This is a genomic window from Paenisporosarcina sp. P5_A11 (assembly GCF_056400705.1).
In genome coordinates, this window is record NZ_JBFUKT010000081.1 from 1 (window position 1) to 13,824 (window position 13,824).

General features: G+C 37.5%; 10 protein-coding genes. 4 read left to right on the plus strand and 6 right to left on the minus strand.

From position 1 onward, the window contains the following. Positions 1–527 (minus strand): extracellular solute-binding protein (locus tag AC1DOS_RS12050; protein WP_477537693.1); only part of this gene is annotated, 527 nt, incomplete at its 3' end. A 397-nt stretch (positions 528–924) separates the two neighbouring features. Between AC1DOS_RS12050 and AC1DOS_RS12055 the strand changes: the two genes are divergently transcribed. Then, positions 925–3,105: a glycoside hydrolase family 3 N-terminal domain-containing protein gene (locus AC1DOS_RS12055; RefSeq protein WP_477537694.1), complete on the plus strand. Its 2,181-nt coding sequence runs from the start codon at positions 925–927 to the stop codon at positions 3,103–3,105. Between the two features lie 2 nt (positions 3,106–3,107). Then, the gene (locus AC1DOS_RS12060; protein ID WP_477537695.1) at positions 3,108–6,416 is read left to right on the plus strand and encodes a GH36-type glycosyl hydrolase domain-containing protein; all 3,309 of its coding nucleotides are present in this window, start codon (positions 3,108–3,110) and stop codon (positions 6,414–6,416) included. A gap of 711 nt (positions 6,417–7,127) precedes the next feature. Here the strand turns inward: AC1DOS_RS12060 and AC1DOS_RS12065 are convergent. Further along, positions 7,128–9,170, minus strand: coding sequence for an acyltransferase family protein (locus AC1DOS_RS12065; RefSeq protein ID WP_477537696.1), 2,043 nt, complete (start codon positions 9,168–9,170; stop codon positions 7,128–7,130). Positions 9,171–10,059: 889 nt separating this feature from the next. On the opposite strand from AC1DOS_RS12065, the gene AC1DOS_RS12070 reads away from it, so the two are divergent. Then, positions 10,060–10,188 carry a hypothetical protein gene (locus AC1DOS_RS12070; RefSeq protein ID WP_477537697.1) on the plus strand — a complete coding sequence of 43 codons (129 nt, stop codon included), beginning with the start codon at positions 10,060–10,062 and terminating at the stop codon, positions 10,186–10,188. A gap of 122 nt (positions 10,189–10,310) precedes the next feature. On the opposite strand, the gene AC1DOS_RS12075 is transcribed toward AC1DOS_RS12070, so the two are convergent. The 4 genes from AC1DOS_RS12075 to AC1DOS_RS12090 form a co-directional block, all read right to left on the minus strand. Beyond that, positions 10,311–10,445: a hypothetical protein gene (locus tag AC1DOS_RS12075; protein WP_255421014.1), complete on the minus strand. Its 135-nt coding sequence runs from the start codon at positions 10,443–10,445 to the stop codon at positions 10,311–10,313. Positions 10,446–10,522: 77 nt separating this feature from the next. After that, positions 10,523–10,705 carry a hypothetical protein gene (locus AC1DOS_RS12080; protein ID WP_477537698.1) on the minus strand — a complete coding sequence of 61 codons (183 nt, stop codon included), beginning with the start codon at positions 10,703–10,705 and terminating at the stop codon, positions 10,523–10,525. Beyond that, positions 10,698–11,456, minus strand: a complete 759-nt coding sequence (locus tag AC1DOS_RS12085) for a type II toxin-antitoxin system SpoIISA family toxin (protein ID WP_477537699.1) — start codon at positions 11,454–11,456, stop codon at positions 10,698–10,700. The genes AC1DOS_RS12080 and AC1DOS_RS12085 overlap by 8 nt, the downstream gene beginning before the upstream one ends. 49 nt (positions 11,457–11,505) lie before the next feature. Then, on the minus strand, positions 11,506–12,801 hold the full coding sequence (locus AC1DOS_RS12090) for an esterase/lipase family protein (protein ID WP_477537700.1): 1,296 nt from the start codon (positions 12,799–12,801) through the stop codon (positions 11,506–11,508). A 311-nt stretch (positions 12,802–13,112) separates the two neighbouring features. On the opposite strand from AC1DOS_RS12090, the gene AC1DOS_RS12095 reads away from it, so the two are divergent. Next, entirely contained in the window at positions 13,113–13,451 is a 339-nt protein-coding gene (locus AC1DOS_RS12095; protein ID WP_477537701.1) for an FmdB family zinc ribbon protein, read from the plus strand. Positions 13,452–13,824: the final 373 nt, after the last annotated feature.

Sequence of the window (13,824 nt, forward strand, 5' to 3'; positions counted from 1 at the left end):
TCTTTTAGTTCATCCCATGTAGCTGGAGGCTCTGAATACCCTACTTCTTCTAATAAATCGGTGCGATAGTACATCGTACGTGTTTCTACATACCAAGGAATACCAATCACTTTATCGTCATACATCATGGAAGATTGAGCACCTTCAAAATAGTTTTCAGGATCAAATTCAGGGTGATCTTCCATATGTTCAGTTAGATCAAGCAAGGCACCTGCATCTGCAAATTCTGAAACCCATGTTGTCCCTAGTTGTAATACGTCAGGACCATTGCCCGATGCTACAGCTGTTAATAGCTTATCGTGAGCAGATTCCCAAGGAATAGCTTGTACTTTTACATCCAAACCTGGGTTTTCTTCTTCAAATTTTGCTGTCATTTCACTTAGCAACTTACCTTCTCCGCCCATTGCCCAGACTGATAATGTTTTGTCTCCATCTTCGCTACCTTTTTCCCCGTTACCACAACCAGCTAAAATACCTGATAATGCAACTGCTAAAACCGTCGAGTAAACCAATCCTTTTTTCTTCATTTGATTTCCATCTCCTTTTCTATTTTGGTCTTGTGTGAATAAACGAATCTTTGAAACCATCATATTATCATTTAATAAATATAATCGTTACGCTGTTGAAACGTTTCGATAATTCTATTATAATGAAAATTGAATACGCTTACAACTGTTTTTCGAAATAATTAATTATTTCCATTTACATAATGGAAAACACAGCATGGGTTAGAATATATTTCTCCTATTATTTGAAAATAACTATATACAGTCCTTAAATCCCTATCTTTGTTCTGAATATAGTTCTACTATTAAGCTATTCGATACAGTTGAATGTATCCCTTTTATATTGTAATAAGGAAGAATCGTATAGATCACGTCAAAGTGAAACGTTTCACAAAATATAGTAGATGGAGGTTATTTAATGACTACTTCAACCATTCAAAGCCTGATGAAACAGATGACATTAAATGAAAAAATCGCTCAGTTACTTCAGCTTGCAGGACCTTTCTTCAAAGGCTCAACTGAGCAAGGGCATATAACCGGACCGATGGCTGCAATGCCGATCAGCGGCGAAAATATTGAACACGCTGGTTCCGTACTCGGTGTCTCGGGTGCTGCTGAAGTAATTTCGATTCAAAAGAAACATCTAGAAAATAATCGACTTGGTATCCCTCTGTTGTTCATGGCGGATATTATTCATGGATACAAAACCATTTTCCCAGTGCCTTTAGCAATCGCATGTAGTTGGGACACTGAGCTTGCTCAAAAAAGTGCAGAAATCGCAGCAAAAGAAGCCGCAGTTTCTGGTGTACATGTTACATTTGCTCCAATGGTCGATTTAGTCCGTGACCCTCGTTGGGGACGCGTGATGGAATCGACAGGTGAAGATCCTTATTTAAATCAAGTATTCGCGAAAGCCTTTGTCAATGGATTTCAAGGGCAAGACTTATCAAACGACCTTCAATCTGTAGCTGCTTGTGTCAAACATTTCGCCGCTTATGGGGCTGCTGAAGCAGGTCGAGATTACAACACTGTGGATCTTTCAGAAAGACAACTTAGAGAATCGTATCTCCCTGCCTATAAAGCCGCTCTTGATGAAGGTTGTGAAATGGTCATGACTGCGTTTAATACAGTAGATGKCATTCCTGCAACAGGTAATGAGAAGTTAATGAGAAGTCTACTTCGTGAAGAATGGGGCTTTGATGGCGTTCTAATCTCGGATTGGGGCGCCGTAAAGGAATTGATTCCTCATGGCGTTGCTGAAGATGACAAAGAAGCCGCATTGAAAGCAATAAAAGCGGGTGTCGATATTGAAATGATGACTGCCTGTTATGTTCAACATTTAGCTGAACTTGTGACGGAAGGTGCGATTGAGGAAAGCATAATTGACGAATCAGTTCTTCGCATTCTTACATTAAAAGAGAAACTCGGATTATTTGAACAACCTTATAGGGGCGCTGATGTGGAGCTTGAAGAACAAGTGGTCAGCCATCCAGATCATCTTCAAGTATCACGTGAACTCGCAACCAAATCTTGTGTTCTATTGAAAAACGACAATCACATACTCCCTCTTACTAGCAACAAGAATATTGCATTAATCGGACCATTTGCGGATAGCRGCGATATTTTAGGGCCTTGGTCAGCACTTGGGGTTAGAGAAGAAGCCGTGACATTAAAGCAAGCATTTGAAAAACATCTTCCTACTAATCAGCTGAATGTTGCCACTGGTTGCCATGTAGAAACGATTACACAACAACAGCTGGAAGAAGCTGTTCAAGCAGCGTCGAATGCTGATGTAATCGTTGTCGCAGTTGGTGAAGATAGTGAAATGAGTGGCGAAGCAGGTTGTCGAACGAACATTCAATTACCCGCTCCTCAACTGGAGTTACTTAAAGCATTAGCCACTTGTGGAAAACCAATTATTACGCTTTTATTTAACGGACGTCCACTCGACCTTCATGGAGTCATTGAATACAGTGATGCCGTGCTTGAAGCGTGGTACCCAGGAAGTGAAGGCGGAAATGCACTTGTAGACCTTCTTTATGGTGTAACAATTCCTTCAGGAAAACTGACGATGTCTTTCCCTGATAGCGTTGGACAAGTACCCGTTTACTATAATCACTTCAATACAGGTCGACCACAAGGTGCACCCGATGCACAAGAACGCTATGTATCTCAATATCTAGATGCACCAAACGATCCGTTGTACCCTTTCGGCTTCGGACTAAGTTATACGCAGTTTAGCTATTCAGACCTTGAACTTACTTCGACTCAACTAACGAAGGACTCTGAAATCACAGCGACTGTGTCTGTTTCAAATATTGGTCACTTCACTGGTGAAGAAATTGTTCAGTTTTATATTCAAGATGTCGTTGGAGAAGTAGTTCGACCATTGAAAGAATTAAAAGGCTTCCAAAGCATTATACTCGAGCCTGGCGAAACGCAACAAGTGACCTTTACGATTACCGAAGATCAACTTCGTTACCACCATGCGGACCTTTCATTTAAGAGTGATAATGGCTCATTCGTTTTATATGTAGGAACGAATAGCAAAGATGTCCTTTCACATTCATTCCAATTGATATCACAAGGGAGGAACTAACCATGACTGCAAATACAACTAAGACATACCAACTTCAAACTGGTGATACACAAGTGAATTTTCTTCCCTCAGGAGATGTATCAACTATCTCCCATAAAAACATGATGGTTAACCAGCTTATTGGTAATGCTATCGACGGCTCAATCAATAATATTTTCTTGCGCATTTTTAGTAACGACAAAATAGACTTCTACCCCCTTCTTGGTGTGAAATCGACGAGTACTTTTTCGACTTCTGCAAATAAGGCAAAATGGGCTGGAACTGTTCCCGGGATTGACTATGAAGTGATCTTCCATTTGGCCAATGAACAAATGTGGTTTTGGGAAGTAAACTTAGACGGAGAACAGCTTGATGTGGACTTGGTGTATGGACAAGATGTAGGAGTGGCTCACCTAAATGCGCTTCGTTCTAACGAAGCATATAACGCTCAGTACTTAGACCATGCCGTATTTGAAGATACGTCTGGTTTTACCGTGTGCACACGGCAAAATCAGCAACAAGGTGACGACTTCCCTTACCTTCAACAAGGATCATTAGAGAAAAATATCGGCTACTCTACAGATGGATTTCAATTTTTCGGTTTAAGTTACAAAGAAACCGATATCCCCGAAGCTTTGACGAAGGCTTCTTTAGCGAATGAAACGTATCAATATGAATTTGCTTATACAGCTCTACAAAGTGAAAAAATAAGTCTCACAGGGAAGACTTATTTTGTATTTTATGGTGCGCTTGCTAGCCACCATCCAAATGCAGTGAAGAGCCCAATATTTATACAAGAAATCCAACATGCTTGGGATGGAATAGAGAAAGAAGAGGTTTCATTTAAGACGATTGATTCACCTCATGATCTAGCTTTCTCAGGAGCCGGAACCATTTCATCTTCGGCGATGACATCAGCTGAGCTTGATGCGCTTTATCCAGAGAAACTATTAGAAGAATGGGATGGCGAGTCATTGTTATCCTTCTTTACACCAACGTATGAACATGTTGTGATGAAAGAAAAAGAGCTTCAATTAGAACGTTCACATGGCCATATCCTGATGAGTGGAGAAAATCATCAACTCGGTGAACCGGTCATCACTTCCACTTCTTATATGCCGGGCGTATTTAATGCCCAGCTCGTTTTAGGAAATACATCGATGAACAAACTATTATCCAATGTTCGCAATCCCTTAAATATCATGAAGACATCGGGTCAGCGTATTTATGTAAAACTTGATGGCGAGTATCAATTATTGACGATGCCAGCTGTTTACGAACTAGGATTCAATTATGCTCGCTGGATCTATAAGCTTGCTGACGACGAACTGACCATTACGAGCTTTACTGTTGTTGATAAAAAAGCAGTAACTTTGCATGTTTCTTCTTCACATAATAAGACGTATGATTTCATGGTCACCAATCAAATAACGATGAATAACAATGAATATGATGCTCCTTTCCACTTAGAGGTTGAAAACGACAATTCATTTATCGTTGCAGCAGATTCAACTTCTGACAGTGCCCATGTACATCCTAATCTTGCTTATCGTTTTAAACTTCATGGGGCTGATATGATTGTATCTAAACTAAAAGAAGCCTCACTCGTTTCTTTAGAAATCAACAACACGAGTAACTGGGCCTTAACGGTGGAAGGGTCTTTAGTTGGCGAATTCGACCATTTCGAGGAGCTTGATTTCGACCTTGAAAAATCACGTTATCAAACGTATTACAAAGGCGTGATGAATGGATTTGCTTTGTCACTACCTGCTAATCAAGAATCTGTTGAAAAAGTAAACGCAATCTCCTGGTGGTATACGCACAATATGCTCGTTCACTATTCCGTTCCACACGGTCTCGAGCAATACGGCGGAGCTGCTTGGGGAACGAGAGACGTTTGTCAGGGACCAACCGAATATTTCCTTGCGACTCATCAATACGACAGCGTAAAAGATATTATTAAAACCTTGTACTCTCACCAATATGAAGATACCGGTGAATGGCCACAATGGTTCATGTTTGATAAATATCAAACAATCCAACAAGATCACAGCCACGGCGACGTCATTGTGTGGCCAATTAAAGTAGTGGCGGATTATCTGACTGCAACAAATGACGTTGAAATTTTGAACATGACAATCCCTTACACGGACCGCTCTGATTTTTCATTCACAGCACCAGCCACATTGATGGACCATGTCAGAAAACAAATAAAGTCGATCAAAGATAACTTCTTGCATGACACACATCTTTCTTCATATGGAGATGGCGACTGGGACGATACACTGCAACCAGCCAATCCAAAACTTAAACAATATATGGTAAGCAGCTGGACAGTTGCTCTTACCTTCCAAACGATCCGTAATCTTGCTACAAGCTTACAAACTGTGAATCCACAGGAATCCGATGAGTTAATGAACTTAGCAGAAGGCATCGAAAAAGACTTTAAAACGTATATGCTAAATACAGGCGTTATCCCAGGTTTTCTTTATTTCGAAGACCCTGAAAACCCGGAAAACATGGTTCACCCAAGTGATCATAAAACAGGCATCAACTATCGTTTATTGCCAATGACTCGAGGCATGATCAGTGAATTATTAACACCTGAAGAAGCTGCCAGCCATGAAGCTTTGATTAAAGAGCATTTCTACTGCCCAGACGGCGTTCGATTAATGAATCGACCTGCTAATTACGAAGGTGGTGTGAGCAAACACTTTAAACGTGCAGAACAAGCATCCAACTTCGGACGTGAAATCGGCTTGCAATATGTACATGCCCACATTCGTTTTGTCGAAGCCATGGCAAAACTCGGTCGCACAGAAGAAGTGTGGAAAGGTCTTGAAACGATCAATCCAATCGGTATCACGAAAGTCGTATCAAATGCTCAAAAACGCCAAAGCAATGCATACTTTAGTAGTTCAGACGGGAACTTCAAAACCCGTTATGAAGCACAAGACCGCTTCAACGAATTAAGAACCGGCCAAGTTTCAGTTAAAGGTGGATGGCGCATTTATTCAAGCGGACCTGGAATTTACATGAACCAGTTAATTTCAAACGGTTTAGGCATTCGCCAACAAGCTGACCACTTAGAAATTGACCCAGTCCTTCCTTCTTCATTAGATGGCTTGGAATGTTCATTTGTCGTTTATGGAAAACCCGTAACGATTCGCTACCATTTATCTAATCAAGAAGGTACTTTAACTGTTAACGGAAATGAAGTAGATTTTGAGAGTCTTCAAAACCGTTATCGTCAAGGCGGCGTGAAGATTGGGAAAAAAGCGTTAGAAGCAGTATTAACGGATGATGAAAACCTTATTGAAATTTGGAGTTAAGATTCATTACTGTTTCGACTATGTTTCTTGATCGCTAATGTTTATAGTATAAGCTATGGTATCCGGATCGCTATGGGTGGCAACCTGCTGCATCATTACCTAATGAATGAAAAGACGAGTGAGGTGACTAAACGTCACCTCACTCGTCTCTTTTCTTACAGGCAATCTTGCGGCGTTTTTGCTCCCTTTAGCATACAGAGTATTTTTGATTTGGTTAACTAGAGAATAATCACGCACTTTTAGAATAAGGAAGCTGCCGAAGATACAATTTCGGCAGCTTCTTTATTTATCTTTTAAAAGACGATTGCAATTGGTCTTGTCAAAGCCTATTCAGGTGAACGTGCCAATAGTAGTTGGCGGGCGGTAACCACGGATTCTTCCTGGGAAGAGTCGGAAGTGTTCTTATTAAATACAAGACCAACCGCATTGAAACAAATAAGAGATCGTGGATTCTATACAAGAATAAGTAAAATTTATTCGTCTAAGCAATAAGCATCTGAATAAGGTGCTTTTTATTTTTTTACCTCCTTTCAATAAAAATGCGGTTATATTATCGATACCTAATGTATTCTTCAAAGAAATACTTGGTAAGTAAGTAACAAGCTGAAATATACAGACAATTAACTAGTGGATTAGAAAAAAGGTCTTTCAACAATTCAGTGAATTGTTGAAAGACCTTAATAGAACTGTTGTGATAGAACAGTCTTAGTTTTACTTCAAGTTTTCCAAAGCTTTAACAATATGTTCTTCCAAGGCCGGAGCCATAGTCTTTGAATAGGAAGCTGTGATATGGTGGGTGTCACGATACACTAAAACATTTCCAATGACAGGAGAGCACGTTTCCTCATCACAGAAATAATCCGTCATATCGGCAAAGATTACATTGTCCGGTATGTTCTCTGTGTTTTCCCATGGAGGGATTGCAGGTAAGGCATCTTCCCTCGGCCTTGAACATTGATCGGGATTTTTTTCCACGCACGAAGGGGGATCCTCAATCATCCTCGGATTATCACGGATAGCAAACACTTTTGTGATCCCTTCAAGCTCTTTCCACTTACTGAGGTATCCTGCCGGTATTGTATCGCCACTACTGACGTTTGCTGTGGTGATTACTAAATCTGGAGGATCAGATAGTAATGGTTCCATTACAGCGTCATTCCACTCCATACAAGATTTTGACAATCGTCCTCCAAAATTATCACCAGAAAACCTGCAAGCGTCTTTATTGTATAAATCAATTTGCAAGTTCTGCCTTTCAGACACAATTTCTAAAGCAGGGAACCAGTGACCGGAATGAGAACCGCCTACAAGTGCAATCGTGTAGTCCGGATTGTCTGTTTCACCGTAAGAACATTTAGTTACTCCATCTTCCTTACTATTGCTGTAGCAATCCTTATCACCGTAAAATAAAGGAAAATCATGTTTGGCATTAACTGCCGTAGGTATCGGCTCTATATCTGGATTCTGCTTAATATTGTGTGAAATGGAGCGCGCACCGGGATAATCTTCAACGATATTTTCATCTATCGCAGAATTGGTATTCCCAGCAGGGTAATCTTCAACAGTATATTCTTCATTGAGACCCTCTTGGAGTTTATCTACATAAATTCCCCAAGATGTAGCTACGAAGATTACTGGGAGCATTAATGCTGCTAAAATTCCTGCAAGCTTAACTTTCGATTGCTTGACGCTAATTTTCCTTATACGTGCTTCAAGAATGTTTACGGACATAATTGATAAAGTGAACGATCCCAACAAAATGGCTAATCCACCTTGAAGCGATACCTTGTCAGTGCCCATGTATGTGGAATAGAAAATCAGGACTGGCCAATGCCACAAATAAAATCCGTAAGAAATATTTCCTAAGTATAAAAACGGTTTTGAACCTAATAATTTTTCTACTCCAAAACGGCTACCATTCTCCGCAGCAAGGATTACTAACATTACACCTGTAGTCGGCAATAACGCAGCATATCCGGGGAAAACATTCGATACAGGTAAAAGAATACCAGTAAAGCATATGACCACCAAACCGACCCATCCTATAACAAAACTTATTGACTTCTTAAACTTCAAATATGGGATTAATAGCGCCAAAATCCCACCTAAACTGAACTCCCACACACGGGCAAACGTATCAAAATACGCCCAAGGCTGATTTGCGGAGGTTATATAAATTGAATAGCCTAGGGAAACGGTGAAAATGATGCTCAGCACAGCCAAAAGAGTCTTTCGGACAGGCAGTTTAAATATCTTTGTTGCAATAAAATATGCCAATATAATGATTAAAGGCCATGTAACATAAAATTGTCCTTGAATAGACAAAGCCCAGAAATGTTGAAACGGACTGGCTATATTGTCTTTAGCCAAATAATCTACAGCTGTGTTCGCCAACTGCCAATTCTGAAAGTAAAATGCCGAAGAAAAGATTTCAGGAATGGTTTGTTTCCAAACCGTCTCAGGCAAGATCAGAATAGAAAAAAGTGTTGTAAACAAAAGGACCGTAAAAGCGATTGGGAATAATCTTCTTGCCAGCCCTAACAAATACTCAAAAAGATTGATCCGCCCTTCCCTCTCCATTTTTGACAACAAAGAAGTTGTAATTAAGAACCCTGACACAATAAAAAAAACATCCACTCCGCCGGAAACAGATCCTATCCAAATATGATATACTGCGACCAATAACGCAGCAACAGCTCTTACCCCTTCTATTTCGGGACGGAACTTTCTTTCCGCTGCTCTTAAATCAACCAATTTTACATCTCCATTCTAATACTCTCATTTGACAAAACATCTCTGTTTTCCCAACTAGTTCAAACCAAACTATATATTTATCGTAGTAAAACTTTGCAGCTCAAAACAGGCAATTAGATTTTGAAAGAATTGATATAACTGTGCTAATCTGACGCTCTTTCTTCTTTCTGGTGAGAAAGGGTTCAGTGGAAGTTCAAGACCGAAGACATGACATGCCCTTTTAGCCTCGTGTACCCTTTGCTCTATTAAAAATACTAGTCTCCCTTATCTTGAAATCTCCAGAAATAAGATATTAATATATGTTTAATGAATTTAATTTTATGAACTTTAATAGAATGCAACATTATAGTTTTTTTGTCAACTAATCCCACTAATACCAATAACATTGACTAACTTTTTTGAATTGCTGATGATTCCTGAGCATTAATTACTTTGTTTCAGAACACAGAAAAAAAGACCCTCCCCTAAGTTAGTAAACTTAAGAAAGGTCTTCTCAATTCGTGGTTTTTATTTAGTAAATTAGTAATTCATATGGTCAAGCCTTACAACACTTTGAAAGATCCAAGATTAAAAGAGGGTTTAAACACTGCAGCCCAATTATTAGACACACTAACAATTGAAGGTCTATGCGCATATGACGAGAAACATGAAAGAGAAGGCCCCTCACCAGTTAGTAAACTAATGAGACTCAGTCCTCACCGCTGTTTTTTTATTTCTCCAATTCTTGTTCTTTTTCTTTTGTCACAACTGCCTAATTTAATTCTTTTGTTAGACTATGTGAGGATACACTGATTCTAAATCCCATAACAACTAAACTTGTCCACTATCTACTAATCTTTTATAAATCATGTGCAGCCCCCTTGCATATACTTCAAAAAGGAGGTTGTACATGACGTACTATTTAGCTGTCACTCTTGGAATGCTTATGTGCTTAGGTATCTTGTTCGGAACCTTTGTTTATTCCCTTACGCTTGCTCTTAATACCAAGGATGCAACTACAGTGGATCCCATCAAGTAAGCATCCATCACCAAACAAAAATGATTTAATAAAAAGATAAAACAGAAGCGACCAACATGCATTTGGCCGCTTCTTTCTTCCTATCACCTGATTAATCTTTCAGTCAATTCTTACCCTGTCATTTATAAAAATATGGTTCTTTTAATTTTCTCCAAGAAACTTAAAACCTCTTCTTTTTTCTTTATAAGGGCAATGTCCGAAGGTGAAGGATGAATTTTTCCGGAAATTAATTTCATTGACTGCTTCTTTTTTTCCAAGAATAACCACCTTACCCCTTTTTTATTTAGTATATGCGGTGAAACAAAAAAATTCACAACGAATTCGTTGTGAATTTTCATTCGAAATCTTTACCCAATACAAGTTTGGATTTATTAATACTTTGTGAAATTTCCTTCTTTAATTCCTTCAACCGTTTTGTTTCTGGACTTTGACCAACTTTAGGAGAAGTAACGATTGATCTTTTAATATTCATTTTTCTGCGATATTCTCCCTCGCGGTCAACTACATAATTAGTCATTTGATATTCCTCCCTCTATAATGTAAAGCTCAGAAGATAGGGTAAACATATTAATTAATATATCCACCAGTAAAATATCGACCTCACTAATTGACTTAGTCGTTCTAATCTCTAATACATAAATAGAATCATTCAATGTAAAAGGATACAAAGCTAATTTACTGTCACTACTATAATAAGTCTCCAATAAATTAAGTTGAGTATCAATATTTATAAAGTTCTTTCTTTTGTGTCGATTCATTAATTCTTCTTTTTCCAACTTGGTGTTATAGCTAAAGAATTTAATGATTAATCTTTCACATTCAGCATATTCTTGAATGATACTTTTCAATCCATCAAAGTATTCTTCGTTACTTTCATAATACCCGATTATCGAATCGCTAAGCAAAATACTACGTGTTATTCGTATTTTTTCTTTATTATCACCTATTTTATCACTTAATTCATTAATAGTCTCAGGTAGACTGTGTAGCTCATTATTTCCAACCTTTTTTAAATATAGACTTAAAAATATAAAAGCATCCACCAACATAAAAATGACTGCAACAATTAAATAATTTTTCCAATCGTTTATTATACTGCTGGGCTTGTCTGTCCAATATACTAATGCACCAAAAAGGTATATTCCATACCAAGTTTTCCGAATAGAAGTTAAATTGGTTGAATTGATTTTTCCTTTCCAGCTAAATATAATATAAAATATCAATGCGGTAAAAACGATCCAAACTAAAATTTTAATAAAGATTAACACTTCAATCAACCCTTTTCAAATTCTATTTGTTCTATCTAACAAATATTCCTCACTTTAAATACCTAATTGCTTCTCCAACGTAATTCTTAACTTCCTCACCTTCATAGTAATTAAAATGATTCCAACTCGTGGAAATGTGAGCCATCTTTATTTCATTCACGGATATCATATTATCAATATTTACTAAAATATCATTTGAAAGACCCAAATACTTTCCTGTTATAGCAAAGTACTTCTTGTCAGAATCTAAAATATCAGCAGCATTTAATTCCGTAACAAACCCCGAATCATTCGCAAGATCTTCGAAACCTCTTAATTTTTTCTCTCTTATTAAATCCCAAAAGTCTTCACTTTTAATTGAGCGCCTACCACTTCCAAAAACACCGTTTGCGATTAAACACATCCTCGCTAATATCGGTACAGTGATTAGAATCGAACCATTATTAGGTGTACCAGCCATTATCAATTTATTAAACGGGGCCGCATATTTACTAGTTGCTGACCTACTCACTAATCCGCCCATACTATGGGAAACAATGAGTATCTCTTTATCGGGAAACTTTTTCTTTAAATGATTCACTCCACTAGCTAAAAATTCTCCATTTACACTTATACGCTCATCGACAGTAAGGTACTCAAACCCATATACTTCATAAGCCTTTTGAAGATAGTCAAACAAACTAAAATAGGAATCGCTAATACTTGAAACCAATCCGTGAACGATGATGGCAATAGGTTTTTCACTAATCTCCTGCTCACCTTCTTCAGCTAACTTAACTTTTCGAAAAGAAGACGTTCCATCTGGTAGTAACTTAAACAGACCGAGTTCACTCGTTTCCTTACTAAACTTATTTAATACAATGTAAAAACTGTTCTTATTTGCAAGTTCATTAGTGGAAAGGCTTTGATTTACTGAATGATCTAACAAATAATTCACCTGTTGTTTATTAATCTTCGCCTCAACAGCAGTCTCCTTATCTGAATGACTCAATATCTCGACTTTCGGAGAAACTTGATTTAACAACTCAATATAATCACTACTTTCATTGTCCAATAACTGAAGATAATCTTCTTGGATGGCAAAAAAGTATTCATCATCACCACAAACTAACCGAAAGGAAAGATCACGATCTTCTTTAAAATTATCAATCGTAACTTTGTACACCAATTTATTCATTGAATAGGGAATCTCATGAATAAAATCACTACTTAATTCAACTTTCTTCAAAGAAACTTCTTGATCATTAATAATAAATGGTTCGTCATTTTCTATATTTGCAACTTGAACTGAACGTGTATTGATAACAATTTCACTGCCCTCTACATACATAAACCCCTCATTCATCTTGATGCTCCTTTCTAACTCTCCGTGAATAAACCATTTCATTACTATATTAATCTATTACACTTCAAAATGTAAGAAACTTCCGTCAATTTAGAATCTTGAAACCCTTTTTAATAACGAAAGAAGTATAATGATCTATTAATTAAAATCAGCTGCCAAAGATGTAATTCGAGCCGCCAAAAAACAATCTATATTCATAAATACTATGTAAAAAATTACATAACATAATTATAAAGTACCTGTTAATAATTGAATAACTCTTAGTATAATAATAACGAAAACATACTTATATTAAGGGGATTATCATTACTATGGACTCATCACTACCCTGCCCGAACTGCGGCCATTCAATTACAGAAGAAACCTTTCAAAAATATTCAAATCCCTTTACAATGGAATGCCCACACTGTGGCGCAAAATTCAAAGAAACAAAAGTTACTCCTTGGCTATTAGTGCTAGCGATTATTGTTGCACCTATTTTCATATTCATCGGAGTCACACTTCAAACCTATATCGCAGGATTTTGGCCATTTATCGAAAAAATACCAACCGCTTTCGTTTTCCTTGCATTTGCCTACCCAATTTATGCATCATATGAAAAATTTAATGCTCGTATCATTGTGTCAAAAGGCATTTTACAACTTAAATAATTTATTAAAGTTATACAATACAGAAAAGCAGTCGAAGATGATAGGCTTCGACTGCTTAATGTATGTAATGCCCTATGCTACTATGTGACTCAGAGAATCAACAATCACGTAATCACATTAATTTGAACTTAAACTTCTCGTCCTTGGGTCACTCATTGGAAGTTTCACATCATTCGTTTTCTTATATGGATAGTGTTTCATCACTTAAAATGATCTTTTTTTAGCATATTTTTTGCAAGAATTACAAAAAAGCATACGTATTCCGCAAAAAACAATAGTTTAACACTAAGGCGGTAAATTCTTGAATGATTAGAAGAGTTCGTAAAATTTTGCGTGAAAACGAGAACCTTTACAAAGTAACCTTATAGTTTTA